The organism is Burkholderia sp. MBR-1 (assembly GCF_013822785.1).
In the GTDB taxonomy this organism is placed as follows: domain Bacteria; phylum Pseudomonadota; class Gammaproteobacteria; order Burkholderiales; family Burkholderiaceae; genus Burkholderia; species Burkholderia vietnamiensis.
The window spans coordinates 384,189-409,967 of record NZ_CP053610.1 but is presented as its reverse complement, the minus strand read 5'-3'; the positions used below and the strand labels follow the sequence as shown (position 1 = coordinate 409,967).

The window sequence follows — 25,779 nt, the reverse complement described above, 5'->3', positions numbered from 1 at the left end:
CATCGAATGCGCGGCACGGCGGCGCATTGGCCGCGCGTCGCGAAGGAGCGGCGCGATGACGAACCTGTCGCATCAGGCCGCTGGCGCGCCGCCGCAACACGGCCGCATCGTGCAGCTCGACGGGCTGCGCGCGATCGCGGTCGGCGCCGTGTTCCTGCAGCACGCGCTGAAGGCGCCGCTATGGATGGGGGTCGATCTGTTCTTCGTGTTGAGCGGGCTGCTGATCACCGGCATCCTGCTGGAGCGCAAGGCGCGCGGGCAGTCGTATTTCGGCCACTTCTACGCACGCCGCGTGCGGCGCATCCTGCCGCCGTACGTGTTGCTGCTGGTCGTGTCGACGCTGCTGTTCGGCGCGAGCTGGCTGCCGCACTGGCCCTGGTTCGCGTTCTTCTCGACCAACATCGGGCTGTCGCTCGGCAGCATCGGCCACGACAGCCTGAACGTGCTGTGGTCGCTCGCCGTCGAGGAGCAGTTCTACATCTTCTGGCCGTTCATCGTGCTGTGGTGTTCGGAGCGCGCGCTGCTGTGGGTGGCCGCCGCGCTCGTCGTCGCGGCGCCCGTGCTGCGCGCGATCGCGACGCCGTGGTTCGATTCGTTCTGGCCGATCTACTACCTGACGCCGTTCCGGATGGACCTGCTCGCCGCCGGCGCGCTGCTCGCCATCCTGCTGCGCCGCGACCGTCGCGCGCTCGAGCCGTTCTATCCGCTCGCGATCGTCGGCGCGCTCGTCGCGCTGGCGATCCTCGGCTGGCTGCACCTGTCGTTCCCGCGCTTTCGCGCGGCCAACACGCCGCTGTCGAACGCCGCGCTCTACAGCATCTCGCTGCTGCTCTGCACGTCGATCGTCGTGATCGCACTGCGCGGCCGCGGCATCGTGCAGCGCGTGCTGACGAACCCGTTGCTCGTCTACGTCGGCACCGTCAGCTACACGGTCTACCTGATCCACCTGAGCGTGCTGTACGCGCTGTGGCCGCTGCACCTGAACCGCTTCGTCACGGCCGCGCTCGCGCTCGCGATCACGCTCGCCTACGCGACGCTGAGCTGGTACGGCTTCGAGCGACGCCTGACCCGCGGCCCCGCTCGCAGCGCATTGCCGGCCGCCGCGCGCACGACCGCCTGACTTTCTCAATCCATCGTTTCGACCAGGACATTGCCATGAGCCAAACTCGCAAGAAGGCCATCATCACGGGGATCACCGGGCAGGACGGCGCCTATCTGGCCAAGCTGCTGCTCGACAAGGGCTACGAAGTAACGGGCACCTACCGTCGCACGAGCTCGGTGAACTTCTGGCGCATCGCGGAACTGGGCGTCGCCACGCATCCGAACCTGACGCTCGTCGAACACGATCTGACCGATGCCGGCTCGAGCCTGCGGCTGCTCGAACGCACGCAGCCGGACGAGCTGTACAACCTGGCCGCGCAGAGCTTCGTCGGCGTGTCGTTCGATCAGCCCGCGACGACCGCCGAGGTGACCGGCATCGGCCCGCTGAACCTGCTCGAGGCGATCCGCGTGGTGAGCCCGAAAACGCGCTTCTATCAGGCGTCGACGTCCGAGATGTTCGGCAAGGTGCAGGCGATTCCGCAGACGGAAACGACCGCGTTTTACCCGCGCAGCCCGTACGGCGTCGCGAAGCTGTACGCGCACTGGATGACGGTCAACTATCGCGAGTCGTACGGGCTGTTCGGCTGCAGCGGCATCCTGTTCAATCACGAATCGCCGCTGCGCGGCCGCGAGTTCGTCACGCGCAAGATCACCGACACCGTCGCGAAGATCACGCTCGGCCACGCGAACAAGCTCGAGCTCGGCAACCTCGACGCGAAACGCGACTGGGGCTTTGCGCTCGAATACGTCGAAGGGATGTGGCGGATGCTGCAGGTCGACGAGCCCGACACCTACGTGCTCGCGACCAACCGCACCGAGACCGTGCGCGACTTCGTGCAGATGGCGTTCGCGGCGGCCGGCTACCAGATCGAATGGACCGGCAAGGGCGAGAAGGAGCGCGGGCTCGACGCATCGAACGGCAACGTGCTGGTCGAAGTGAATCCGAAGTTCTACCGCCCCGCCGAGGTCGATCTGCTGATCGGCAGCGCGGACAAGGCGAAGTCCAAGCTCGGCTGGGCGCCGCAGACGACGCTGGAGCAACTCTGCCAGATGATGGTCGAGGCGGACCTGACGCGGAATCGTCAACATGACACGTACTGAGGCCGGCCGCTCGTCGCGCCGTGCGTTCGTCACGGGTGTGACCGGCTTCACCGGCCGCTACATGGCGCAGCGCCTCGCCGCGGCCGGCTACGACGTGTGGGGCACGGTCGCGCCCGGCACGGCGCGCCCGGACGATCCTGCCTTCGCGCATTGCACGCTGCTGCCGGTCGATCTGCTCGACGCCGACGCGATGCGCGCGGCGGTCGCCGATGCGCGCCCCGATACCGTCGTGCACCTCGCGGCCCGCGCGCACGTCGCACGCGACGAGCCGTCGCAGACCTACGCGGTCAACATCGTCGGCACGCGCAACCTGCTGGCCGCGCTCGCGGGGCTCGACCGCCGTCCGTCGGCGGTGCTGCTCGCGAGCAGCGCGAACATCTACGGCAACTCGACGGCCGGCGTGATCGACGAAACGGTCGCGCCCGCACCGGCGAACGACTATGCGGTCAGCAAGCTCGCGATGGAATACGCGGCGAAGCTGTGGGCCGATCGCCTGCCGATCGTGATCGCACGGCCGTTCAACTACACGGGCGTGGGCCAGGACGATGCCTACCTGCTGCCGAAGCTCGTGTCGCACTATGCGAGCCGCGCGCCGCGCATCTCTCTGGGCAATCTCGACGTGAGCCGCGATTTTTCCGACGTGCGCGACGTGACGGCCGCATATCTGAAGCTGCTCGAAGCCGCGCCGGCCGGCGAGACGTTCAACGTGTGCTCGGAGCGCGCGTATTCGCTGAAGGAAGTGCTCGCGATGCTGTCGCGCATCGCCGGCTACGTGATCGACGTGACGATCGATCCGCGCTTCGTGCGGCACAACGAAGTGAAGCGCCTGAGCGGCTCGCGCGACAAGCTGCGGCGCGCGGTTGGCGAATTGCCGGTGACGCCGCTCGACGACACGCTGCGCTGGATGATGGACGCGGTGCGCGACGCGCCGCGGCAGGCCGCGCACGCCGGCTGATTCGCGCGGCGCGTGCGTGCGCGTGCGTCGCCGGCAGAAACACGGCAGGCAAAAAAACGGACCGCTCGATGTCGAGCGGCCCGTTGCATGACCGGCGCAGAACGCCGCGCTGTCGCGCTCAGCCGCCGAGGCCGCGCGCGAGATCGTTGCGCAGATCGCCCGCGTACTCGAGGCCGACCGCGAGGCGGATCAGCCCTTCGGTGATCCCGGCGGCTGCGCGCGCTTCCGGCGTGACGCGCGCGTGCGTGGTCGTCGCCGGATGCGTGATCGTCGTGCGCGTATCGCCGAGGTTGCCCGTGATCGAGATCAGCTGCGTGCCGTCGATCACACGCCATGCGTTCGCGCGCTGCTGCTCGGGCGTGTCGCCCTTCAGCTCGAACGAGACGATCGCACCGCCCGCCTTCTGTTGCCGCTTCGCGAGCTCGTACTGCGGATGCGATTCGAGCCCCGGATAGAACACGCGCGCCACGGCCGGATGCGCGTCGAGCCAGCGCGCGATTTCGAGCGCATTCGCCGACTGCTTCTCGACGCGCAGCGACAGCGTTTCCATCCCCTTCAGCAGCACCCATGCGTTGAACGCCGACAACGTCGGGCCCGCGCTGCGCACGAACGGGAACACCTTGCCCATGATGAATTCCTTCGAGCCGACCAGCGCGCCGCCGAGCACGCGGCCCTGGCCGTCGAGGAACTTGGTCGCCGAGTGCATCACGACGTCGGCGCCGAGTTTCAGCGGCTGCTGCAACACCGGGCTGCAGAAACAGTTGTCGACGACGAACAGCGCGTTCGCGGCCTTCGCGATCTTGCCGATCGCTTCGATGTCGGCGAGCTCGGTCAGCGGGTTCGACGGCGTTTCGAGGAAGAACATCTTCGTCTCGGGCCGCACCGCTTCGCGCCATGCGTTCAGGTCAGTCGGATCGACGAAGGTCGTCGTGATGCCGAACTTGCTGAAGATCTGCGAGAACATCCCGAGCGTCGAACCGAACAGGCTGCGCGAGCTGACGAGGTGATCGCCCGCCTGCAGCGCCGACATCACGACCGACATGATCGCGGCCATCCCGGATGCCGTCGCGATGCACGCCTCGCCGCCTTCGAGCGCCGCGAGACGATCCTGGAACATGGAGACCGTCGGGTTCGTGAAGCGCGAATAGGTGAAATAGTCTTCCGAATTCGCGAAGCGCTCCGCTGCGTCGGCTGCGCTCTTGAAGCAGAAGCTCGACGTGAGGAACAGCGCTTCCGAGTGCTCGTTGTATTCGCTGCGCTGCGTGCCCGCGCGCACGGCGAGCGTGTCGAAGTTGAGGGAGTCGTCCATGTTCCGTTTTCCGTATTCGAGGGCCGCGCATCGCGCGCGCCCAGCCACAAATCAGGCCAAAACAAAAAGCCCGCTATGCGTCGGCATCAGCGGGCTTCGGTGCGGTACGACAGCGGTCGACTCGGGCCGGCTGCCGCCGGCCTTCGCTTTAGCTGTTTTGGGAGATCGCCCCGCGTCCGCAAGCTGAATCAAATCGACGCAAGGCGCCATCCTATCACGCTTCGTCGCAAGCGTGCGCCGGCGTCACTCCACCGACAGTTGCAGGTTCATCTGCGAACGCGCGGTGTCGCTCGCGGTGTCGCGATCGGCCTGCGATGCCGGTGCGAGGCGCGCGCGCTCGATCGCGTCGAGGTACTCGGGCGTCACGGCGCCGGTGATGTAGTTGCCGTCGAAGCACGACGCCTCGAAGCCTTCCAGCTTCGGGTTGATGTCGCGCACCGCGCGGCGCAGGTCGTCGACGTCCTGATAGATCAGGTGGTCGGCGCCGATGATCTTCGCGACCTCCTCATCGGTGCGGCCGTGAGCGACCAGCTCGCCGCGCGTCGGCATGTCGATGCCGTACACGTTCGGGAACTTCACGGGCGGCGCGGCCGACGCGAAGATCACCGACTTCGCGCCCGCATCGCGCGCCATCTGCACGATCTCGTGCGAGGTCGTGCCGCGCACGATCGAATCGTCGACGATCAGCACGTGCTTGTCCTTGAACTCGATGCTCATCGCGTTGAGCTTCTGGCGCACCGACTTCTTGCGCACGGCCTGGCCCGGCATGATGAACGTGCGGCCGACGTAGCGGTTCTTGAAGAAGCCTTCGCGATACTCGACGCCCAGCTTCGCCGCGACCTGCATCGCCGCCGGACGCGACGAATCGGGGATCGGCATCACGACGTCGATCGGCACGTTCGGCAGCTCGCGGCGGATCTTCTCGGCGAGGTAATCGCCCATGCGCAGGCGCACGTTGTAGACGGGCACGCCGTCGAGGCACGAATCCGGACGCGCGAGGTACACGTATTCGAACATGCACGGGTTGAGCGTCGGATTTTCAGCGCACTGCTGGCTGTGGAAGTTGCCGGCCTTGTCGATGAAGATCGCTTCGCCCGGCTCCACGTCGCGCACGAATTCGAAGCCGATGCCTTCGACGGCCACCGACTCCGACGCGACCATCCATTCGGTGCCGTGTTCGGTTTCGAGCTTGCCGATGCAGAGCGGGCGGATGCCGAACGGATCGCGGAACGCGACGAGGCCGTAGCCGGCGATCAGCGACACGATCGCGTACGAGCCCTGCAGACGGCGGTGCACGCCCGCGACTGCCTTGAACAGCGAGGCCGGATCGAGCTCCAGGCCGGTGGTCGACAGTTGCAGCTCGTGCGCGAACACGTTCAGCAACACTTCGCTGTCGGAATTGGTGTTGATGTGCCGGCGGTCGATCCGGAACATCTCGTCCTTCAGCTGTTGCCAGTTCGTCAGGTTGCCGTTGTGCGCGAGGATGATCCCGAACGGCGCGTTCACGTAGAACGGCTGTGCCTCGGCTTCGCTCGACGCCGAACCGGCCGTCGGATAGCGGACCTGGCCGATGCCGAAGGTGCCGGGCAGGCTGCGCATGTTGCGCGTGCGGAACACGTCGCGCACCATGCCGTTCGCCTTGTACATGTGGAAATTGCTGCCGTCCGCCGTCGCGATGCCCGCTGCGTCCTGACCGCGATGCTGCAGCAACAGCAAGCTGTCATAGATCAGCTGGTTGACAGGGGATTGGGAAATAACACCTACGATGCCGCACATGGCATGTCCTTCAAGATGACAAAATCGGTTACGTCCTGCCCGGCCGCGTCGTCACACGCGTACGTACTGGGCCATGCCGTCGGGCAGGAGCTGCTTCAGCTCGTGCACGCCCTGCTCGGCGAAAGGACGCAATAGCGCATTGCGCCAGAAATCCTGTTTGGGCAACTCGGTCAGCCCGGCCGCCGCGACCAGCAGCACCACCAGCACGCAGCCGCGCACGAGGCCGAACATCATGCCCAGCGAGCGATCGACACCGCCGAGGCCCGTCACCTGCGCGATGCGCGACAACAGCGCATTCGCGACGCCGGCGACGAACACGACGCCGATCACGATCAACGCGAACGCCAGCACCCACTGTGTCAGAGCGCCGCCCGGCCAGTTCGCCGGTATGTACGGCTCCACGAGTCCGACATAGCGGGCCGCGATCACGACCGCCGCGATCCAGCCGATCAGCCCGAAAATCTCCGAGACGAAACCGCGCCATGCGCCACGCAGCGCAGACAACGCGATCACCGCCAATACAGCGTAGTCGAAAGCAGTCAGCATCGCACGTTACTGCGTGAGCCCGGCTTCGCGCACTTTCGCGATCGCGGCGGACGCCGCCGCGCGATCCGCGAACGGGCCGGCACGCAGCAGTGTAGCCGTGCTGCCGTCCGCCTGCTTGCGATGCTCGACATATGCGGGCACGCCCGCCGATTTCAACTTCGTCGCCCACGAACGCGCCGTTGCGTCGTCCTTGAACGACCCGAGCTGCACCGCGAAGCGTGCGCCGGCCGGCGAGGCAGGCGAAGAGGCGTCGCCGGCGTCGGCCGCGACGTCGGTATTGGCTGCCGCCACTGCTGCGGGCGCCGGCTTCGGCGCGGGCGCAGCGGGCTTCGCGGCCGGTTTGGCGGCCGGCTTTGCGGCGGCTTTCGGCGGCGTCACGCTGGCCGTGGCCGTCGTGGTATCGGGTTTGGCAGCCGGCTTGGCCGCGTCCTTCGCGTCCTTCGTGTCTTGCGCAGCGGCGGCGACCGCCGCATCGGATGCCGGCGGCTCGTCGTGCGCGACGCCCGCCTGCACGTCGGCCGCGTCGTCGTCGCGCGGCGCGACCGCTTGATGTGCGGGGCGATTCGGAATGTCGATCGCGATGTCGTCCGTCACCGGCTTCGGATGCGAGTCGAGGACCATCGGCAGCACGATCACCGCGGCGACGACGAGCGCGATCGCGCCGACGAGGCGCCGGCGCGCGCGTTGCTTTTCAGGAAGGGTCGGATCGAGGAGCAGCGCGTCCGATTCCGGCCGCTCGGTGCGGCGCGTACGTCGCTCGACGCGCTCCGCGCGCTCGGTGCGCACGTTCCGGGAGGCCCCGGTACGACCGCCGCGCCGCGGGGGCGCGTCGTCGTCTTTCTTGCCGAACGAGAAAATTCCCATGAATGGCTGAGTCCGAAACTGCCCGACAGTCAGTGTTGCTGCGATTTCCGGTAGGCCATCACACCGGCCACCGTATGGAAACTGCCGAAAACCACGATTCTATCATTCTCGGATGCTCTTTTTAGTGCATCGCGAAACGCATCGGCCGGCGACGCGAACCGCGTGACGCTCGAATCGGGGCCGTCCTGCACGCCGGCATGGCGCAGCGCCGCTTCGAGCTGCTCCGCGCTCGCTGCGCGCGGCAGCGGCAGATCGGTGACACACCAGTGGTCGATCTCGCCCTTCAGGTGCCGCAGCACGCCGTCGATGTCCTTGTCGTGCATCGCGCCGAACACCGCGTACGTGTACGGGAAGAAGCCCATGTTGCCGAGGTTCTGCTCGAGCACCGCGGCCGCGTGCGGGTTGTGCGCGACGTCGAGCACGATCGCCGGCTTGCCGGGCAGCACCTGGAAGCGGCCGGGCAGCTCGACGTTCGCGAGCCCGAGGCGGATGTCCTGCGCCGACACCGGCAGCACCGGGCGCAGCGCTTCGAGCGCGGCGAGCGCGGCCGACGCGTTGATCAGCTGATTCGCGCCGCGCAGCGCCGGATAGGCCAGCGCCGGGTAGCGCTTGTCGCGGCCGAGGTAGCTCCATTGCTGGCGCTCCGCGCCCGGCTGCGCCTCGTAGCGGAAATCGCGGCCGACCAGCCAGAGGTCCGCGCCGATCGCAGCGGCGTGGTCGACGAGCGTATGCGGCGCCGCCGGGTCGCCGCAGATCGCCGGCTTGCCCGCGCGGAAGATGCCCGCCTTCTCGAACGCGATCTTTTCGCGCGTGTCGCCGAGGTATTCGGTGTGGTCGATGTCGATGCTGGTGACGACCGCGCAATCGGTGTCGATCACGTTCACCGCATCGAGGCGGCCGCCGAGGCCGACTTCGAGGATCACCGCGTCGAGCCCGCGCGATGCGAACAGATGCAGGATCGCGAGCGTCGTAAACTCGAAGTACGTGAGCGAGACCGGCTCGGGCAGCGACGCGCGGGCGGCTTCGACCGCTTCGAAATGCGGCAGCAGTTCGGCGTCGGCGACCTGCTGCCCGTTCACGCGCGCGCGCTCGGCGAATTCGAGCAGGTGCGGCGACGTGTGGCAGCCGACCTTGTAGCCCGCGTGAACCAGGATCGCCTCGAGGAACGCGCAGGTCGAGCCCTTGCCGTTCGTGCCGCCGACCGTGATGACCGGGCACGCGAATTCGAGCTGCAGCGCGGCCTTGACCTGCGCGATGCGGGTCAGACCCATGTCGATGCCGACCGGGTGCGCGCGCTCGAGATGCGAAAGCCAAGCGTCGAGGGTGGGGAAAGTGCTCATCGGATCAAATCTGAATCGGTACGGCCACTACGCCAAAAAACGAAGCGCGCCGCCCGGCGGATCAGCCGGGCGACGCGCGCAGTTCACAACGTCGCGCCAATCAGGCCAGCGCGTCGGCCGGCTGCCGCTGCAACAGCGCGAGCAATTGCGCGATCTCGTCGCGCAGCTTGCGGCGGTCGACGATCATGTCGATCGCGCCCGTCTTCAGCAGGAATTCCGCACGCTGGAAGCCTTCCGGCAGCTTCTCGCGCACCGTCTGCTCGATCACGCGCGGGCCGGCGAAGCCGATCAGCGCCTTCGGCTCGGCGATCACGACGTCGCCGAGGAACGCGAAGCTCGCGGACACGCCGCCCATCGTCGGATCGGTCAGCACCGAGATGAACGGCAGCTTGGCTTCGGCCAGCTTCGTCAGCATCGCGGTGGTCTTGGCCATCTGCATCAGCGACAGCAGGCTTTCCTGCATGCGCGCGCCGCCCGATGCCGTGAAGCAGATGAACGGCACCTGCTGCTCGAGCGCGTTCTGCGCGCCGCGCGTGAAGCGCTCGCCGACGACCGAGCCCATCGAGCCGCCCATGAACGAGAATTCGAAGCAGGCCGCGACCACCGGCAGCGTGTGGATCGCGCCGCCCATCACCACCATCGCATCGGTCTCGCCCGTGTCGTCCATCGCTTCCTTCAGACGATCGGGGTACTTGCGGCTGTCCTTGAACTTCAGCGAGTCGACCGGCACGATTTCCTGGCCGATCTCATAGCGGCCTTCCGGATCGAGCAGCGCGTCGAGACGCTCGCGCGCGCCGATGCGCATGTGGTGATCGCACTTCGGGCACACGTGGAGGTTCGCGTCCACGTCGTTGCGGTACAGCACGGCCTCGCAGGACGGGCATTTGACCCACAGCCCTTCCGGAATGCCCTTGCGGCTTTTCGGGTCGGTCTGCTTGATCTTCGGCGGCAACAGTTTGTCGAGCCAGCTCATCGTATGGTTTCCTGTTCCGTGGCGGGGCGGGCCTTGCGGCCGTTCCCGCTTCCTGTGTTGTGTTTATCGCGCCGTCTTGCCGGCGCCGTCCAGCGCGGCGCGCAGCTCGGCGATGAACGACTTCAGCGCGGCGGCGGCGCCTTCCGGTGCGGCGCTTTCGAGCAATTGCACCAGACGGCTGCCGATCACGACGGCGTCCGACACTTCGGCCACCGCGCGCGCCGTTTCGGCGTCGCGGATGCCGAAGCCGACGCCCACCGGTACCGGCACGCGCGACTTGATGGCCGGGATTTTACCCGCAATGCTCGAAACATCCAGATTTCCGGCGCCGGTCACGCCCTTCAGCGACACGTAGTACACGTAGCCGCTCGCGATCTTGCCCACGTCCGCGATGCGTTCGTCGGTCGACGTCGGCGCGAGCAGGAAGATCGGATCGATCTGCGCGGCGCGCATTTTCTCGGCGAACACGCCGGCTTCCTCGGGCGGATAGTCGACCACGAGCACGCCGTCGACGCCGGCCGCGTGGGCTTCGGTCGCGAACGCGTCGACACCCATCCGCTCGATCGGGTTCGCATAACCCATGAGCACGACGGGGGTTTTCTGGTCGGTCTCGCGAAAGCGCTTCACGTCGGCGAGCACGGTCTTGAGCGTGACGCCGCGCGCGAGCGCGCGCTCCGACGAGCGCTGGATCACCGGGCCGTCGGCCATCGGGTCCGAGAACGGCACGCCGAGCTCGATCACGTCGGCGCCGCCCGCGGCGAGCGCGTGCATGAACTCGACGGTCTTCGCGGGATCGGGATCGCCGGCCGTGATGAACGGGATCAGGCCCTTGCGGCCTTGTTCGGCGAGCGCCGCGAAGGTCTGCTGGATACGGTTGGACATGGCAATTTTCCTTGTGTCGACCGGAGCGGGCGCTTCAGCGCTCAACTCCGATCCCATGCAAAGCGAGCGATCGGCACGGCGGCGGCGCGGCTCACGCGCACGCCTGCGCGGCGAGCGCGTTCACGCGCTCATGCGCGATCGCGCAATAACTTTCGTTGATCTCGTAGCCGACGAAGTCGCGCCCCTGCCGCGCGCAGGCCACCGCGGTCGTGCCGCTGCCCATGAACGGATCGAGCACGCGGCCGCCCGGCGGGCAGCTTGCGAGCACCATCCGCTCGATGATTTCCAGCGGCTTCTGGGTCGGATGATCGACGCGCTCCGCGTGCTGCCGATGCAGGCGCGAGACCGACCAGACGTCCTTCGGGTTGTAGCCCATCTCCAGCCACTTGCTGCCTTCGAACAGCTTGCGCGAGCGGGCCTTCTTCGTGTCGGCGTCGTAAGGGATGCGGACCGGATCGAGATCGAAGTAATACGCTTTCGAAACCGCGAAAAAGCCGATGTTGTCGTGCACCGACGTGAAACGGCGCGTCGTGCCGCCCATGCTCGGCACGCGCCGATCCCAGATGATCTCGTTGACCATCGTGAGCTTCGTCTTCAGGAAGCTGAAGATTTCCGGCGCGTACTGCCACGTGCAGAAGATGTACATCGACCCGCTCGGCTTGAGCTTCGGAATCGCGAGCTCGAGCCACTCGCGCGTCCACGCGAGAAACGCGTCGCCCGAACGCTTGTCCGAGTCGTTGCCGTAGTCCTTGCCGAGCCCGTACGGCGGATCAGCGACGATCAGGTCGATCGACGCATCCGGCAGGCGCGCGGCTTCGGTCATGAAATCGCGGTTGTACAGCTCGATCCCGAGCGGCAGCGCGCGCGGCGCGGCGGCGGCCGGCTGCGCGGCCTCCGCTTCGCTCGCGGCGCCGCCGCCCGGTTGTTCGATCAGGTCACGCATCGGGCGGTCAGAGCGCGATGCCCGTTCGCTCGGCGACGGTGTGCATGTCCTTGTCGCCGCGGCCCGATAGGTTGACGAGCAGGATCTTGTCCTTCGGCAACGTCGGCGCGAGCTTCACGGCATATGCAAGCGCATGGCTCGACTCCAGCGCCGGAATGATCCCTTCGATCCGGCAGCAGTCGTGGAACGCCTTCAGCGCTTCGTCGTCGGTGATCGCCACGTACTGCGCGCGGCCGCTGTCCTTCAGCCATGCGTGCTCGGGGCCGACGCCCGGATAGTCGAGGCCGGCCGACACCGAATGCGTCTCGATGATCTGGCCGTTCTCGTCCTGCAGCAGGTACGTGCGGTTGCCGTGCAGCACGCCGGGGCTGCCGGCGATCAGCGATGCCGCGTGATGGCCCGACGCGAGGCCCTCGCCGGCCGCTTCGACGCCGATCAGCTGCACCGACGTGTCGTCGATGTACGGATAGAAGATGCCCATCGCGTTCGAGCCGCCGCCCACGCACGCGATCACCGCGTCCGGTTGACGGCCGGCCAGCTCCGGCATCTGCACGCGGCACTCGTCGCCGATCACGCGCTGGAAGTCGCGCACCATCGCCGGATACGGATGCGGGCCCGCGACCGTGCCGATGATGTAGAACGTGCTTTCGATGTTCGTGACCCAGTCGCGCATCGCCTCGTTGAGCGCGTCCTTCAGCGTGCGCGAACCCGATTCGACCGGCACGACCGTCGCGCCGAGCAGCTTCATCCGGTAGACGTTGGCGGCCTGGCGGCGCACGTCTTCCGCGCCCATGTAGACGACGCACTCCATCCCGAAGCGCGCGCAGATCGTCGCGGTCGCGACGCCGTGCTGGCCGGCGCCCGTCTCGGCGATCACGCGCTTCTTGCCCATGCGCTTCGCGAGCAGCGCCTGGCCGATCACGTTGTTGATCTTGTGCGCGCCGGTGTGGTTCAGGTCTTCGCGCTTCAGGTAGATCTGCGCGCCGCCGAGCATCTCGCTCCAGCGCTGCGCGTGATAGATCGGCGACGGCCGGCCGACGAAGTACTTGAGCTCGCGCTCATACTCGGCGACAAATTCGGGGTCATTGCGGAATTTTTCGTACGCCGCGCGCAGTTCGTCCAGCGCGTGAATCAGCGTTTCGGCGACGAATACGCCGCCATACGGGCCGAAGTGGCCGTGATCATCAGGGAGGTTGTACATGGTGTCACTCTCGATCGGTCGGTGCGCCGCACTGTGGGGCCGCACCGGCTTGCATCACCCGGCGTCCGCGTCGCGCACCGCGCGTACGAACGCCGCCATCCGGGCGTGATCCTTCACGCCCTTTGCGCCCGCCACTTCGATGCCGCTCGAGACATCGACAGCAAACGGACGCAACCGGCGGATCGCATCACCGACGTTTTGCTCGTTCAAGCCACCACTCAAAACGGCCCGATGCGCGAGCTCTGCGGGAATAAGTGACCAATCGAAGACCTTGCCGCTACCGCCGTAGTCCGGCACCAGGGTGTCGAACAGGAGGCCGCGCGCTTTCGAATAATGAAGATCCGATTCTACCAAATCGGCCGGCTGCGTCGAGGGGCCGACGCGCACCGCGCGCAACCACGGCAGCCGCGCCGCGCGGCCGAGGGCCTCGCACTGCTGCGGCGTCTCGTCGCCGTGGAACTGCAGCATCGTCAGCGGCACGTCGCGCACCACCGCATCGATTTCGGCCTCGGTCGCGTTGACGAACAGCCCCACCACCGATACGAACGGCGGCGCGGCGCGCGCCAGCTCGGCCGCCTGCGCGATCGACACCGCGCGCGGGCTGCTCGGGTAGAACACGAGGCCGATCGCGTCGGCGCCGAGCACGGCGGCGTGCAGCACGTCGTCGACGCGCGACAGCCCGCAAAGCTTGATGCGCGTGCGCGGCGCGACGCCGGACGCGGAAGTCGAAGGAAACACGGCCAGCTCCGTCATGGTTGAGGGTCCAGATCGGCCCAGACGCTGCTCCACGGCACGCTGCCGAGCTGCGCGGGCGGGACGGCGAATTCCGCCGGATAGCCGACGTGGGCGAGGTACAGCCCGTCCGCCATGAACGTCGGCGCGGCGAGATTGCGATCGCGGCCCGCGAGCACGTCGGCGAGCCAGTCGGCCGGGTAGCGGCCGCGCCCGACCGCGACGAGGCAGCCCATCAGGTTGCGCACCATGTGGTGCAGGAACGCGTTCGCGCGGAAGCGGAAATGGATGAAGTGCCCCGCACGTCGCACGTCGATCTGATACAGGTGTTTGACCGGCGTCTTCGACTGGCATTCCGACGAACGGAACGACGAGAAGTCGTGCTCGCCGATCAGGTGCGCGGCGGCGGCGCGCATCGCGTCGTCGTCGAGCGGCGTGTGGATCCAGCCGGCCCGGCCGGCCAGCATCGGCGAGCGCACCGGATGCACGTACAGCGCGTAGTAGTAGGTGCGCTCGAACGCCGAGAAGCGCGCGTGGAACGTGTCGGGCATCGCCTTCGCCCACTGCACGGACACGGTCGGCGGCAGGAACGCGTTGGTGCCGCGCACCCACGAGAATTCCGCGCGGTCGAGCGCCGTGTCGAAGTGGACGACCTGACCGAGCCCGTGCACGCCCGTGTCGGTCCGTCCCGCGACCGTCGTGTGCAATGGCACGCACGCGAATTCGCCGAGCGCGCGCTCGAGCGCATCCTGCACGGTCTTGCCGTGCGGCTGCGCCTGCCAGCCGCAGAACGCGGCGCCGTCGTACTGAACCCCGAGCGCGATCCGCATCACGCGTCGGCCGCCAGTTTCGCGAGCAGTGCGCGCGCATCGTCGCGCGTGGCGGCGTCGTTTGCGTCGACCACCTCCTGCAGCAGCGTGCGCGCGCCCGACAGGTCGCCAAGCTCCACGTATTCCAACGCCAGATCCAGCTTGTTGCGGGCAATGCGCGCAAGCTCCTCCGGCGTCAGTGCGGGCAGCTCGGCATCGGGGGCGGACGGCAGATCGAGATCGAAATCGAGCTTCAATGCACCGAACCGGGCGCCGAGCGGCGGCAGCGATGACGGCGTGGGCACCGTGGACGCGCCTCCCGCCTGCTCGGCAGGCGTGGTCGCATCCGGGTCCCAATCGAACTCGTCGTCGTGCTCGACGGATCGTTCATCCGACGCTTCGGTCGCGCCCAGCGGCGGGCGCGGCGCGGCTTGACCGTTAGTTGCTGATTGCTCGCTTTCGGTTTGGGCTTCCGACGCTTGCGGCACGGCGTGCTCGTCGGCGATGCGCGGCGGCAACGGCATGTCGAGGCTATTCAACGCGTTGATCGCGTTCTGCATCAGCGCCTCGTGCTGCGTGTCGGTCGGTGTAGGAGCCGCGGGCGCCGTTTCAGCCGGCGCGTCTGCAGCGGCGGGCGCAGCAGCAGGCACGTCGGGCGGGAGCGCTGCTGCGGCGTGCGCTGCTGCGGGCGCGGCCGGCGCTTCGGCTTCGGCGTGATCGTCGTGCGTCGACGCCTCTTCCGGCGGCGGCGCGACGTCGGCCTCCCGCACGTCGGCCGTCTCTGCCGCGACCGCGGCGGCCGTCACGAGGCTCACGTCGGTCGCCGCATCGCGGGAAAACGGTGTGGCGGGCAGCGTCGGCGGCACGGGCTCGACGGCACGCGACGATGCGCCGAGGTCGGTGTCGATGTCGATGTCGACGGGTGCCGTATCACGGGATTGCGCCGGAGGCACGTCGGCGGACGACGCCGCAGCGGCGTCCGCGGCGCGCGCTTTCCTGCGCTTGCGCCATGCAAAACCCGCAATGAGGACGACAACGGCCGCGCCGGCTGCTGCGGCCGGACGCCAGTCCATCTGACCGGTCGCGCGAGGCGACGGCGGCGGCGCAACGCTCGTCACGGCCGGCGGCACGGTGGCCGACGCCGGCGCCACTGCGCTGGCGGCGGCACCGGAAGCCGCACCGGACGCCGCGTCGCCCGCGACCGCCGACGACGCAGCACCGGGTGCCGCGACATCGCCCTGAACCGGACGCACAGCGGCCGGCGCAGGCGCAACGTTGCCGGACGGCGCCGGCTTGCCGATGCCGTGCTTCTGCAACTCCATCAGCACGCGATTCTTCAGCGCGAGCAATTGCTGAAGGCTGGACGGCCGCGGCTGCGACGCACTCGCAGCCGCCGCCGCTGCGGGCGGCTGCTGTGCGTGCTGAGCCGCACCGCCTGCGGCCGGCTGCGCCGCAGCCTCGCTCGCGGACGACGGTGCGGACTGAATCGCGCCGTTCCAGACGTGCGGCCCGCTGGCGCCGCCGACCGGCGCCGCCGGTTGAGCGGTTGCGGCCGACGATGCACCGTGCGTCGCCGATGCGCCGGCCGAACTCGATGCACCGTTGGCGGCCGGGGCGTTCGCGCTGCTCGTGGGAGCGGCCGGCGCCGCGGGTGCGATCGGGGCGCTCGACACGGCCGATGCCGTCGGCGCGGCCACGGCGGCCGAGCCGGGATGGGCAGCCGACGCGCCGTGCTGCGCACCCGCCACCGTGGCGGAGCCCCCACCTGCCGCGGACCCGGCCGATGCGCCCGATGCCGCGCCTGCACCGGCCGGCACGAGCGCGGCGCCGGTGGCGTCCAGCGCCGGCACGGTCAGCGTCGCACCGACTTTCAGCCGACTCGGGTCGCGCTTCATGAACGCCTGCGGATTCGCGTCGAACAGCGCACGACCGGCACGCGCGAGCACGCCCGGGTCATGCGACTGCGTGGCGGCCTTCGCCAGATCGTTCAGCGACTGGCCCGGCTGGACCGTCACGGTGAGCGGAACGGCGCCGCCGGCGGTCGACGCCGGCAGTTCGCCGGGGCTGGCCGCACCGGCCGAAGCGGCCGCGCCGAGCGCCAGGACCGCCAGTGCGCCGCACACGGCGCGCGACAGGCGGGACTGACGCGGAAACAGGGAATTTCGGGACATCGTGGGCTCTATCGCCGCGCGCGGGCGCGGCTCGGATTCGCGTAGGGAAGCGTCTATAAACTCGCCGCAGAAATGCAAAAGCGTCGCGCGGAACGCGACGCTTTCGGCGGCTCTGCGCGTCGTAACCGCATAGTTTACTTCACGCGATCCGATTCCGGCCGAATTCGTCGCCGGCCGATACGGCCGACCGACCGATTCGCCAATGGATCGCGGGATCGCGCGCGGCGCGCATGATCGAGCACGCGCCATTCGTCGGCCTGAATGTCGCCGGCGGCGTTCTGGCGGGAACGAACGCGGCCGCCATCGACGCGATGCGCGCAACGCGCACCGCATCGACATCCACGCCCACTTCCGCGCCGGCCGCGAAGCCGCGGTATCGGCGGCGCGGCCCCAGCCTGCTCATGAGCGCATCCAGCGCCGGACATCAACAAAAACGCCTGCCGCCCGCGAACGGGCTGGCAGGCGTCTCGCCTCGCGCGCCGGCGGCGCGCGTGCGCGGCCCGATGCTTACTTGTCGAGCAGGATGCGCAGCATGCGGCGCAGCGGCTCGGCCGCGCCCCACAGCAGCTGGTCGCCGACCGTGAATGCCGACAGGTACTCGCCGCCCATCGCCAGCTTGCGCAGGCGGCCGACCGGCACCGTCAGCGTCCCGGTGATCTTCGCCGGCGACAGATCGCGCATCGACGCTTCACGCTCGTTCGGGACGACCTTCACCCAGTCGTTCGCCGACGCGAGGATGCCGTTGATCTCGTCGAGCGGCACGTCCTTCTTCAGCTTGATCGTCAGCGCCTGCGAGTGGCAGCGCATCGCGCCGATGCGCACGCACAGCCCGTCGACCGGGATCGAGCCCGGCTGGCCCATCGCCGGCTTGCCGAGGATCTTGTTGGTTTCCGCGCCGCCCTTCCACTCTTCCTTCGACATCCCGTTGCCGAGATCCTTGTCGATCCACGGAATCAGCGAGCCGGCGAGCGGCACGCCGAACTGGCTCGTCGGCATAGCGTCGCTGTTCATCGTCGCGAGCACGCGGCGGTCGATGTCGAGGATCGCCGAAGCCGGATCGGCCAGTTGCTGCTCGACCGAGCCGTGCAGCGCGCCCATCTGCGACAGCAGTTCGCGCATGTTCTGCGCGCCCGCGCCCGACGCGGCCTGGTACGTCATGGCCGTCATCCAGTCGACGAGGTTCTCGCGGAACAGGCCGCCGAGCGCCATCAACATCAGGCTGACCGTGCAGTTGCCGCCAACGAAGTTCTTCGTGCCCTTGACGAGCGCGTCCTTGATCACGTCGAGGTTCACCGGATCGAGGATGATGACCGCATCGTCGTTCATCCGCAGCGACGACGCCGCGTCGATCCAGTAGCCGTTCCAGCCGGCCGCGCGCAGCTTCGGGAACACTTCGTTCGTGTAGTCACCGCCCTGGCACGTGATGATCACGTCGCACTTCTTCAGTTCCTCGACGTTGGTCGCGTCCTTGAGCGTGGTCTCGTTTTTCGCGAACGACGGCGCTTTGCCGCCCGTGTTGCTGGTGCTGAAAAACACCGGTTCGATCAGGTCGAAATCGCCTTCTTCCTGCATGCGTTGCATCAGCACGCTGCCGACCATGCCGCGCCAACCTACGAGACCTACGTTCATGACTAACCCTTTGAATGGAGCTTCCCCGCCATTTCCGCCCCCGGCGTGACCGCGCGGGGAAACAGGCGGGCACGACGGACGATCAGCGTTTAATGATCGTTTTCGTGGTAATGGTTTTCGTGATGACGATGGCGCGCGCATCCGCACGGGCAATGTTGCCGTGGGATTTCAAGACCGGGGAGATCAGGGAAATCAGCGCCATCGTTCGAGTCTACACAAAGCCGGTTGCCCGCACAACGGCCAACCGTGCGTGGACCGGCCGATTTCGCGGCCGATTCACGTGTTTTTCATCCCGGCCGCCGTACCGGCCGGCCATATGCGTGCAACGCGGCTTACAGCGCCGCCACCACCGCATCGCCCATCGCCGAGGTGCCGACCTGCTGGCAGCCCGGCGTCGCGATGTCGCCGGTGCGATAACCTTGTTCGAGCACCGTTTTCACCGCGCGCTCGATCCGGTCGGCCTGCTCCGCGCGATTCAGCGAATAGCGCAGCAACATCGCGGCCGACAGGATCGTCGCCAGCGGGTTCGCGATGCCCTTGCCGGCGATGTCCGGCGCCGAGCCGTGCGACGGCTCGTACAGGCCCTTGTTGTTCTTGTCGAGCGAGGCCGACGGCAGCATGCCGATCGAGCCCGTCAGCATCGACGCTTCATCCGACAGGATGTCGCCGAACATGTTGCCCGTCACGATCACGTCGAACTGCTTCGGCGCCTTCGCGAGCTGCATCGCCGCGTTGTCGACGTACATGTGCGACAACTCGACGTCCGCGTATTCCTTAGACACGTCGATCATCACGTCGCGCCAGAATTGCGACGTTTCGAGCACGTTCGACTTGTCGACCGACAGCAGCTTCTTCGCGCGCTTTTGCGCGGCCTGGAACGCGACGTGTGCAATGCGGCGCACTTCGGGTTCCGAGTAGCGCATCGTGTCGAAACCTTCGCGCGCGCCGGCGAACGGGCCGTCCGGTGCGGCGCGCACGCCGCGCGGCTGGCCGAAGTAGATGTCGCCGTTCAGCTCGCGCACGATCAGGATGTCGAGGCCCGCGACCAGCTCCGGCTTCAGCGGCGACGCATCGACGAGCTGCGGATAGCAGATCGCCGGGCGGAAGTTCGCGAACAGCTCGAGGTGCTTGCGCAGCCCGAGGATCGCCTGCTCGGGGCGCAGCGCGCGCTCGAGCGAGTCGTACTTCCAGTCGCCGACCGCGCCGAACAGGATCGCGTCGGCGTCCTTCGCCAGCTTCAGCGTCGCGTCGGGCAGCGGATGACCGCTCGCCTCGTAGCCGGCGCCGCCCACCGGCGCGTGCTCGAGCTCGAACTTCTCGTCGAGGGCGTTCAGCACCTTGACCGCTTCGTTGACGATTTCCGGACCGATGCCGTCGCCGGGCAGCACTGCAATCTTCATGCGTTATTCCTGGACTGGGTAATGTAGGTGGCAGGTCGGCGAGCGCGTCACGCGCGCCCGCCCGCGGCCGAAATCAGCCGACCAGCTTGTTGTTGAGCCACGGCTGCTTCGCGAGCCGCTCGGCTTCGAACTGGCGGATCTTGTCCGCGTGACGCAGCGTCAGGCCGATGTCGTCATAGCCGTTCAGCAGACAGTACTTGCGGAACGCGGCGATCTCGAACGGATACTCGCGGCCGTCGCCCGTGCGCACGACCTGCGCCTCGAGGTCGATCGTCAGCTGATAGCCGTTGAACGCATACGTGTCGTTGAACAGGTGATCGACCTGCTGCTCGGTCAGCACGATCGGCAGCAGCCCGTTCTTGTAGCAGTTGTTGAAGAAGATGTCGGCGAAGCTCGGCGCGATGATCGCGCGGAAGCCGTACTGCTGGAGCGCCCACGGCGCGTGCTCGCGCGAGCTGCCGCAGCCGAAGTTCTTGCGGGCCAGCAGCACCGACGCGCCCTGGTAGCGCGGCTGGTTCAGCACGAAGTCGGGGTTCAGCGGGCGCTTCGAGTTGTCCTGGCCGGGCTCGCCGTGGTCGAGGTAACGCCATTCGTCGAACGCGTTCGGGCCGAAGCCCGTGCGCTTGATCGACTTCAGGAACTGCTTCGGGATGATCGCGTCGGTGTCGACGTTCTCGCGATCGAGCGGCGCCACGACGCCGGTATGCACATTGAATTTTTCCATGATCCGTCTATCCGGTTGAAGGGCCGGCATGCCTGGCCGGCGCACATCGACAATATTTCGGCGGGCGTCAGTCCGCGGCGCGCTGCAGCGCGTTGCCGGCGGCGTTGACGTCCTGGCCGAAGCCTCGGACGGTGTTGCAGCCCGTCAGGCCGAAGCCGAGCCCGACGAGTGCCAGCGCGGCAAGCACGCGCACGATACGTTGCGATGCCTTCACGCGTTACCCCAGCTTGCGAATGTCGACGAAATGGCCTTCGATCGCCGCCGCCGCCGCCATCGCGGGGCTCACGAGGTGCGTGCGGCCGCCCGCGCCCTGCCGGCCTTCGAAGTTGCGGTTCGACGTCGACGCGCAGCGCTCGCCCGGCTCGAGCCGGTCGGCGTTCATCGCGAGGCACATCGAGCAGCCGGGCTCGCGCCATTCGAAGCCCGCGTCGGTGAACACCTTGTCGAGCCCTTCGCGCTCGGCCTGCGCCTTCACGAGGCCCGAGCCCGGCACGACCATCGCGAGGCGCACGTTCGGTGCGATGCGGCGGTTCAGCTTCTTCACGACGTACGCGGCCGCGCGGATGTCTTCGATGCGCGCGTTCGTGCACGAACCGATGAAGATCTTGTCGACGTTGATCGACTCCATCGGCGTGTTCGGCTCGAGCGCCATGTAGGCGAGTGCGCGCTCCATCGCGTCGCGCTTGACCGGATCCTTCTCGCGCTCGGGATCGGGTACGCGCGCGTCGATCGACGTGACCATTTCCGGCGACGTGCCCCACGTGACCTGCGGGACGATCTCGGCTGCGTTCAGCTCGACCACGCGGTCGAACTGCGCGCCTTCGTCGGACTTGAATTCGCGCCAGTATTCGACCGCCTGATCCCATTCCGCGCCGGTCGGCACGAACGGACGGCCTTTCAGGTAGTCGATCGTCGTGTCGTCGACGGCAACCATGCCGGCGCGGGCGCCGGCTTCGATCGCCATGTTGCACACGGTCATCCGGCCTTCCATCGTCAGCGCGCGGATCGTCGAGCCGCCGAATTCGATCGCGTAGCCGGTGCCGCCCGCGGTGCCGATCTTGCCGATGATCGCGAGCACGATGTCCTTCGCGGTACAGCCGCGCGGCAGCGTGCCTTCGACCTTCACGAGCATGTTCTTGCTCTTTTTCTGCAGCAGCGTCTGCGTCGCGAGCACGTGTTCGACTTCCGACGTGCCGATGCCGTGCGCGAGCGCGCCGAACGCGCCGTGCGTCGACGTGTGCGAATCACCGCAGACGATCGTCATGCCCGGCAGCGTCGCGCCCTGCTCCGGCCCGATGATGTGCACGATGCCCTGACGCAGGTCGTTCATCTTGAACTGCGTGATGCCGAAGGCGTCGCAGTTCGCGTCGAGCGTGTCGACCTGCAGCTTCGAGACCGGATCGGCGATGCCGTGGCTGCGATCGGTGGTGGGGACGTTGTGGTCCGACACGGCCAGGTTCGCGCTGATGCGCCACACCGGGCGGTGCGCGACGTTCAGCCCTTCGAACGCCTGCGGGCTCGTGACTTCGTGCAGCAGTTGACGGTCGATGTAGAGCAATGCCGTGCCGTCGTCTTCGGTGTGGACGACGTGGGTATTCCACAGTTTGTCGTAGAGAGTCTGTGCCATGGGTATGCGGGGTCGTGATGACTACAAGCCTTGCGGGTGCGGTCGATTATGCCACGCGCAACGCGCCGCCGCGCAGTGCGGGCGCGAAAAACCCATTAAAAACAGTGGTTTGGCTGGTAGTGGCAATACCTGTATCGGGATTACCAGCCAAAATCAGTGCCGGATTTGATCAGACGCGGAGGGCCTATTTGTCATTTTGCGGCGTGCGCCGCAGAGGCGAGACGGGGCGACGCGTGAAGAGCGCGCAGGAGTCCCGGCGCCGAAATTGCGGTAAGTGCAGATATTGGTCGGGGGCGAATGCGCGTGTGAGTGGCCTACGCGCAATACGGACATGGCGGGACCGGCCCGGAATCGAGCGAGGGCACATCTCCCCAAAGTGCCAATACGAAGGCCGGCAGCCCCGAATCGTCCACATCGGCAAAGTCGCGGCGACGCGCGAATGTGAGCGACTGCGTGATATCGAATTGAAGCACTGCCTGATGAGCCCGACTCTGCCGACTTGCTTATCGAAATTCTCTCAACCCGGGTGCTTCACAGTGCGCTCACTGTCGGACTGCCGCTCGCGCTCTTCGGAATGGGCCGTACCAAGCGGTCAGTGATCACAATACGCGTCGGTCATAAGATTCGAGGCGCCAGACCTCGTCAGTACTGTGCACACGCATGCCGAGTAATGCATCGAGCCCGGGAAGTGGCCGGGGATTGTCGACAGCGAGAGGCGGCATGATTTCGCCCTTGCTGACATACCGCGTTGCCTCGAGACAAACTCGAGAAACATGCCGTACCGACCAGATGCCGTCCTGCGGACACACCTCGCCTGTGCGCGCCGCGGTGCCCAGTGGCATGCGATCCTCCTGAGTGCTTTTAGGTGCTGACACAAGAGGCAGCCCAGTCGTCGGGTCGAGGTTCTTTTCGCGCGCGAGGCGCTCGACTAGTTGGTCGGACGGTTTTTGCGGCGGTTTGGCCGCTTCCTGCTCTTTTTGCCACTGAAACGTGCCGTCCCAAGGCGGTAACTTCACGGGAGGCAGCGGGACGATCTTGTCAATGTCCGGTACCTTCGGGTTGAGATCCTCATTGTCGTTGAGAAATTTCCAGATCGCTTCGTAGCGGCGCGAGCGTTCGAGGTCATTAGATAACCCGAGGAAATAAACCCTATCCGATGGTTGAGTATCAAATCCGTGCCGCAACGCAAACGCCGATTCAGCAACCCCCGCTCGCACGCCCTTCTGAAATGCTTTGACGGCTGCGGGGTACGATTTTTCAGTCGACAAATCGATGCCTAGGTAATTCGCCGCCTTGCCGTATCCTTGATCGGTTGCACACTCGATCATTTTTCTGGCAATGTCCGGTGCGCGATCCCTGGGGGAAAGCAGGTCTCCGACACGAAATTGCCCTTCTGGACTTCCCAGGTCGGCGGCTTTTCTGAAATAGGTCAACGCCTTCTTCTCGTCCTGCTTTACGCCATAACCGAGTTCGAGATAATGGGCCATGTCGTAGTAGCCCCCCGCAACGCCAGCTGTAATCAACTGTTCGACCAGATCAATCGTCTCCTTTGGCGCATCGGGCGAGTGCGCGAAACCTTCGGACACCAGCAGTTGCAGATTGTGGTTCGCCTTGAAGTGTCCGTAGGCAGCCGCAATCCGGTAATATCGGGCTGCTGCATCGTAGTTCTTCGGCCCCTCCTGCTTCTCCAAATACAGTGCGTACTTGAACAGTGTGTCTGCTTCCGGATCGAGCGGCGGCAGATGGTCGACTTCGTGAACGCAGGTAAAGGCCAGTTTCGCGCGCACGGCGTTCATGTCAGCTTCGGAGGGCATCGAATTGTCCTTGTTCGAACAAGCGCAAAGCGCAAGCGCCAGGCAGATCGCAGTAGCAGTGTTTCGTTTCATTGTTTAGTCCAACCGCGTGCGCTTTGTCGACGTCCACTTGAAGCCGACGAGAGAGGCGATAGGTGGCTGCCCGCGTTTCTGATTACTAGCATTCAGTTTAATGATGTGCTCCCAAGCCGTCGCCGCGTTCCCCGCTGAGTCTGATGCACCCTCCTCTACTCCTCCGGTATGCATGGCCCACAGCCGTCTACGCAATGGCTGCGTGACGCCCATATGTTCATGGCAGATGTTTAGCTCACTATCGACTTCCATGCTGCGGCGGTTGATGTTGGCCGAACCGTGTGTCAGGAACACATCGTCTACGATCATAATCTTGCTGTGGATATAGACTGGCATCCAGTTGGTCGGCGGGGAATCCGGCGCGACTAATGTGCAGAGGTGAACCTTCAATCCACGAATCTCCTGCGGCAGGATCAGCGTTTTCATATCGTCATTGATCTGGGCTTGCCGCCTGACGCTATCGAGCTTCGCCTGCGCCTTCTGCTTTTCCTCTGGACCAGAGGCATTATTCAACTGCAGCTGTGCTGCGGTCGCTTGCTTGCCAAGCGATTTGGCAGTTTCTATCCGTGCAACGTTCGGCATGGTATCCGCACGGCCCAATGCGTTCAGCATGTCGTAGGTCGTGCCGGCACCCAGCCCCATCCCCTCGTCACTCGAATTGGTCACGACAAAGAGATGAACGGAGCCGTGCTTGGCGATATCGCGCCCCTGCCCAAATTGCTTCTTCACCGCGCTCTTGATTTCATCGGCCAGATCCGGCCACCTGAAATACTGATTCTCGATATAGATGAACTTCGTCGCGTTGCGAACCGCTTGAAGATAAAGAGACTTGATGTTACGCACGCCCTCTTGCGACTGCGTGCGATTGATCTGAGCCATGACCGGTGTCCCGGCCGTGGTCGATAACTTCAGTTGCTTGGCCAGCGGCATGCGCTTCGCTAGCAGATCTTCCTTCGTGCTGTGCTGCCATGCCCGGCAGAAGTTGACGTTCAGATGTTCGAGAATCGGACCCGCAATCCTCGCCGACATGTCCTGTCGGGGTGTCTCACCGTTACGACCGCGATCCGGAGATTTTTTCACATAGCTATGCGAGTCATCATCCCAGTAGGCATCAAGTGTGTTGTGTCCCATCACGAAGCCCAGTGCCAGCGCAGGGGCCTCATAGTCGATCAGCACTGTCTTCTGATGATGAGACGGTTCCGCACCATACGCGCCGATGGCAGTGTGGGTCGGACCTTTGCCGCTCCCACGCAGCAACGCCTCTCGATACATTATCTCGCTACGATCACCGAGTGAAAAATCCCGCATCACCACCTCGATCCCAATATCCTTGAGTGATTGGGTGCCGAGCAATGGCCAGGCATTCGAAGCAAGTTGCGGGTACATTTTCGATCCGGCGGGCGCGATCGTAGATCGTTGCGTTCCGCGAGGTTGCCGCGCGCAGTAATACCAGTTCCGATCGTACGCTCTCTGTTGTGTGTCCTCGTTCTGGGTCACGAAGCGCTTCAGATTGTATTCTGGCGCTTCCTGTTCGCTGAACTGTGCGACCCACGCAGAATCCAGCCAACAGAGAATGCGAACCTTGACCCCTTGCTTGGCCTGCTGGATAAGCAAGTCGCCGATGCGTAGCGACTTTCCACCGTCACGCTTGAAATACATCGACGGTTGAAACCCCCAGCAAACGTAATCGATACTGTGCTTGGCATTGCAAATCGCATCATAGAGCGCCCCGAACGCCTCCTTGCCGTTCACTGTTGGGCGCAAAGTAATAATGAGCCACTTCGCGCGAAGTAAATCTAAGCCACCTTTC

23 protein-coding genes are annotated in these 25,779 nt (G+C 66.1%); 3 read left to right on the top strand and 20 right to left on the bottom strand.

Features of this window, described 5'->3' with window-relative positions; genetic code table 11:
* The first annotated feature begins 55 nt into the window (after positions 1–55).
* From MBR110_RS16700 to MBR110_RS16690, 3 genes are read left to right on the top strand one after another with little or no spacing between them, the layout of a single operon-like run.
* A complete protein-coding gene (locus MBR110_RS16700) occupies positions 56–1,120 on the top strand; it encodes an acyltransferase family protein (RefSeq protein ID WP_011881772.1) in 1,065 nt (354 codons plus the stop codon).
* 35 nt (positions 1,121–1,155) lie between these two features.
* Positions 1,156–2,202 carry a GDP-mannose 4,6-dehydratase gene (gmd, locus tag MBR110_RS16695; RefSeq protein ID WP_011881771.1) on the top strand — a complete coding sequence of 349 codons (1,047 nt, stop codon included), beginning with the start codon at positions 1,156–1,158 and terminating at the stop codon, positions 2,200–2,202.
* Positions 2,189–3,157 (top strand): NAD-dependent epimerase/dehydratase family protein, encoded by a 969-nt coding sequence (locus tag MBR110_RS16690; protein WP_181709425.1) that lies wholly within the window; start codon positions 2,189–2,191, stop codon positions 3,155–3,157. Before gmd ends, MBR110_RS16690 begins: the two co-directional genes overlap by 14 nt.
* Before the next feature lie 118 nt (positions 3,158–3,275).
* Here the strand turns inward: MBR110_RS16690 and MBR110_RS16685 are convergent, their stop codons facing one another.
* The 20 genes from MBR110_RS16685 to MBR110_RS16590 all read right to left on the bottom strand — a co-directional run bounded on the left by MBR110_RS16685 (position 3,276) and on the right by MBR110_RS16590 (position 25,721).
* Positions 3,276–4,466, bottom strand: coding sequence for an O-succinylhomoserine sulfhydrylase (locus MBR110_RS16685; RefSeq protein WP_011881769.1), 1,191 nt, complete (start codon positions 4,464–4,466; stop codon positions 3,276–3,278).
* Between the two features lie 243 nt (positions 4,467–4,709).
* On the bottom strand, positions 4,710–6,242 hold the full coding sequence (purF, locus tag MBR110_RS16680) for an amidophosphoribosyltransferase (RefSeq protein ID WP_011881768.1): 1,533 nt from the start codon (positions 6,240–6,242) through the stop codon (positions 4,710–4,712).
* Between the two features lie 51 nt (positions 6,243–6,293).
* Positions 6,294–6,788, bottom strand: coding sequence for a CvpA family protein (locus MBR110_RS16675; protein WP_011881767.1), 495 nt, complete (start codon positions 6,786–6,788; stop codon positions 6,294–6,296).
* Positions 6,789–6,794: 6 nt separating this feature from the next.
* On the bottom strand, positions 6,795–7,652 hold the full coding sequence (locus tag MBR110_RS16670; RefSeq protein WP_034195024.1) for an SPOR domain-containing protein: 858 nt from the start codon (positions 7,650–7,652) through the stop codon (positions 6,795–6,797).
* 29 nt (positions 7,653–7,681) lie between these two features.
* Positions 7,682–8,992 carry a bifunctional tetrahydrofolate synthase/dihydrofolate synthase gene (gene folC / locus MBR110_RS16665; protein ID WP_011881765.1) on the bottom strand — a complete coding sequence of 437 codons (1,311 nt, stop codon included), beginning with the start codon at positions 8,990–8,992 and terminating at the stop codon, positions 7,682–7,684.
* 100 nt (positions 8,993–9,092) lie between these two features.
* Positions 9,093–9,965: an acetyl-CoA carboxylase, carboxyltransferase subunit beta gene (gene accD / locus MBR110_RS16660; protein ID WP_011881764.1), complete on the bottom strand. Its 873-nt coding sequence runs from the start codon at positions 9,963–9,965 to the stop codon at positions 9,093–9,095.
* A gap of 63 nt (positions 9,966–10,028) precedes the next feature.
* Positions 10,029–10,847, bottom strand: coding sequence for a tryptophan synthase subunit alpha (gene trpA, locus MBR110_RS16655; protein WP_011881763.1), 819 nt, complete (start codon positions 10,845–10,847; stop codon positions 10,029–10,031).
* 91 nt (positions 10,848–10,938) lie between these two features.
* On the bottom strand, positions 10,939–11,790 hold the full coding sequence (locus MBR110_RS16650) for a DNA-methyltransferase (RefSeq protein WP_046424982.1): 852 nt from the start codon (positions 11,788–11,790) through the stop codon (positions 10,939–10,941).
* Positions 11,791–11,797: 7 nt separating this feature from the next.
* On the bottom strand, positions 11,798–12,991 hold the full coding sequence (gene trpB / locus MBR110_RS16645; RefSeq protein ID WP_011881761.1) for a tryptophan synthase subunit beta: 1,194 nt from the start codon (positions 12,989–12,991) through the stop codon (positions 11,798–11,800).
* Between the two features lie 54 nt (positions 12,992–13,045).
* Positions 13,046–13,744, bottom strand: a complete 699-nt coding sequence (locus MBR110_RS16640; protein ID WP_181709424.1) for a phosphoribosylanthranilate isomerase — start codon at positions 13,742–13,744, stop codon at positions 13,046–13,048.
* On the bottom strand, positions 13,741–14,553 hold the full coding sequence (truA, locus tag MBR110_RS16635; RefSeq protein WP_034195022.1) for a tRNA pseudouridine(38-40) synthase TruA: 813 nt from the start codon (positions 14,551–14,553) through the stop codon (positions 13,741–13,743). The genes MBR110_RS16640 and truA overlap by 4 nt, the downstream gene beginning before the upstream one ends.
* The gene (locus MBR110_RS16630; protein WP_181709423.1) at positions 14,553–16,703 is read right to left on the bottom strand and encodes a FimV/HubP family polar landmark protein; all 2,151 of its coding nucleotides are present in this window, start codon (positions 16,701–16,703) and stop codon (positions 14,553–14,555) included. Before MBR110_RS16630 ends, truA begins: the two co-directional genes overlap by 1 nt.
* A 507-nt stretch (positions 16,704–17,210) precedes the next feature.
* Positions 17,211–18,332 (bottom strand): aspartate-semialdehyde dehydrogenase, encoded by a 1,122-nt coding sequence (gene asd, locus MBR110_RS16625; RefSeq protein WP_034195019.1) that lies wholly within the window; start codon positions 18,330–18,332, stop codon positions 17,211–17,213.
* An 82-nt stretch (positions 18,333–18,414) separates the two neighbouring features.
* Positions 18,415–18,534, bottom strand: a complete 120-nt coding sequence (locus MBR110_RS32140; RefSeq protein WP_014725191.1) for a hypothetical protein — start codon at positions 18,532–18,534, stop codon at positions 18,415–18,417.
* A 130-nt stretch (positions 18,535–18,664) separates the two neighbouring features.
* Positions 18,665–19,732, bottom strand: coding sequence for a 3-isopropylmalate dehydrogenase (gene leuB / locus MBR110_RS16615; RefSeq protein WP_014725192.1), 1,068 nt, complete (start codon positions 19,730–19,732; stop codon positions 18,665–18,667).
* 73 nt (positions 19,733–19,805) lie between these two features.
* Positions 19,806–20,456, bottom strand: a complete 651-nt coding sequence (gene leuD, locus MBR110_RS16610; RefSeq protein WP_011881755.1) for a 3-isopropylmalate dehydratase small subunit — start codon at positions 20,454–20,456, stop codon at positions 19,806–19,808.
* Between the two features lie 67 nt (positions 20,457–20,523).
* Positions 20,524–20,670, bottom strand: coding sequence for an entericidin A/B family lipoprotein (locus tag MBR110_RS16605; protein ID WP_011881754.1), 147 nt, complete (start codon positions 20,668–20,670; stop codon positions 20,524–20,526).
* 3 nt (positions 20,671–20,673) lie between these two features.
* Positions 20,674–22,083 carry a 3-isopropylmalate dehydratase large subunit gene (gene leuC / locus MBR110_RS16600; RefSeq protein ID WP_014725194.1) on the bottom strand — a complete coding sequence of 470 codons (1,410 nt, stop codon included), beginning with the start codon at positions 22,081–22,083 and terminating at the stop codon, positions 20,674–20,676.
* 599 nt (positions 22,084–22,682) lie between these two features.
* Positions 22,683–23,969, bottom strand: a complete 1,287-nt coding sequence (locus tag MBR110_RS16595) for an SEL1-like repeat protein (protein ID WP_014725195.1) — start codon at positions 23,967–23,969, stop codon at positions 22,683–22,685.
* 3 nt (positions 23,970–23,972) lie between these two features.
* Positions 23,973–25,721 (bottom strand): phospholipase D-like domain-containing protein, encoded by a 1,749-nt coding sequence (locus tag MBR110_RS16590; RefSeq protein WP_014725196.1) that lies wholly within the window; start codon positions 25,719–25,721, stop codon positions 23,973–23,975.
* Between the last annotated feature and the right edge of the window lie 58 nt (positions 25,722–25,779).

What these genes read in the sequence shown, in the direction of transcription:
- leuB (WP_014725192.1), bottom strand. Translation starts at nt 19,732, where the DNA reads ATGAAGATTGCAGTGCTGCCCGGCGACGGCATCGGTCCGGAAATCGTC.
- accD (WP_011881764.1), bottom strand. Translation starts at nt 9,965, where the DNA reads ATGAGCTGGCTCGACAAACTGTTGCCGCCGAAGATCAAGCAGACCGAC.
- MBR110_RS16700 (WP_011881772.1), top strand. Translation starts at nt 56, where the DNA reads ATGACGAACCTGTCGCATCAGGCCGCTGGCGCGCCGCCGCAACACGGC.
- MBR110_RS16595 (WP_014725195.1), bottom strand. Translation starts at nt 23,969, where the DNA reads ATGAAACGAAACACTGCTACTGCGATCTGCCTGGCGCTTGCGCTTTGC.
- trpB (WP_011881761.1), bottom strand. Translation starts at nt 12,991, where the DNA reads ATGTACAACCTCCCTGATGATCACGGCCACTTCGGCCCGTATGGCGGC.
- MBR110_RS16640 (WP_181709424.1), bottom strand. Translation starts at nt 13,744, where the DNA reads ATGACGGAGCTGGCCGTGTTTCCTTCGACTTCCGCGTCCGGCGTCGCG.
- leuD (WP_011881755.1), bottom strand. Translation starts at nt 20,456, where the DNA reads ATGGAAAAATTCAATGTGCATACCGGCGTCGTGGCGCCGCTCGATCGC.
- truA (WP_034195022.1), bottom strand. Translation starts at nt 14,553, where the DNA reads ATGCGGATCGCGCTCGGGGTTCAGTACGACGGCGCCGCGTTCTGCGGC.
- purF (WP_011881768.1), bottom strand. Translation starts at nt 6,242, where the DNA reads ATGTGCGGCATCGTAGGTGTTATTTCCCAATCCCCTGTCAACCAGCTG.
- MBR110_RS16675 (WP_011881767.1), bottom strand. Translation starts at nt 6,788, where the DNA reads ATGCTGACTGCTTTCGACTACGCTGTATTGGCGGTGATCGCGTTGTCT.
- folC (WP_011881765.1), bottom strand. Translation starts at nt 8,992, where the DNA reads ATGAGCACTTTCCCCACCCTCGACGCTTGGCTTTCGCATCTCGAGCGC.
- asd (WP_034195019.1), bottom strand. Translation starts at nt 18,332, where the DNA reads ATGAACGTAGGTCTCGTAGGTTGGCGCGGCATGGTCGGCAGCGTGCTG.
- MBR110_RS16630 (WP_181709423.1), bottom strand. Translation starts at nt 16,703, where the DNA reads ATGTCCCGAAATTCCCTGTTTCCGCGTCAGTCCCGCCTGTCGCGCGCC.
- MBR110_RS16690 (WP_181709425.1), top strand. Translation starts at nt 2,189, where the DNA reads ATGACACGTACTGAGGCCGGCCGCTCGTCGCGCCGTGCGTTCGTCACG.
- leuC (WP_014725194.1), bottom strand. Translation starts at nt 22,083, where the DNA reads ATGGCACAGACTCTCTACGACAAACTGTGGAATACCCACGTCGTCCAC.
- trpA (WP_011881763.1), bottom strand. Translation starts at nt 10,847, where the DNA reads ATGTCCAACCGTATCCAGCAGACCTTCGCGGCGCTCGCCGAACAAGGC.
- gmd (WP_011881771.1), top strand. Translation starts at nt 1,156, where the DNA reads ATGAGCCAAACTCGCAAGAAGGCCATCATCACGGGGATCACCGGGCAG.
- MBR110_RS16650 (WP_046424982.1), bottom strand. Translation starts at nt 11,790, where the DNA reads ATGCGTGACCTGATCGAACAACCGGGCGGCGGCGCCGCGAGCGAAGCG.
- MBR110_RS16670 (WP_034195024.1), bottom strand. Translation starts at nt 7,652, where the DNA reads ATGGGAATTTTCTCGTTCGGCAAGAAAGACGACGACGCGCCCCCGCGG.
- MBR110_RS32140 (WP_014725191.1), bottom strand. Translation starts at nt 18,534, where the DNA reads ATGGCGCTGATTTCCCTGATCTCCCCGGTCTTGAAATCCCACGGCAAC.
- MBR110_RS16685 (WP_011881769.1), bottom strand. Translation starts at nt 4,466, where the DNA reads ATGGACGACTCCCTCAACTTCGACACGCTCGCCGTGCGCGCGGGCACG.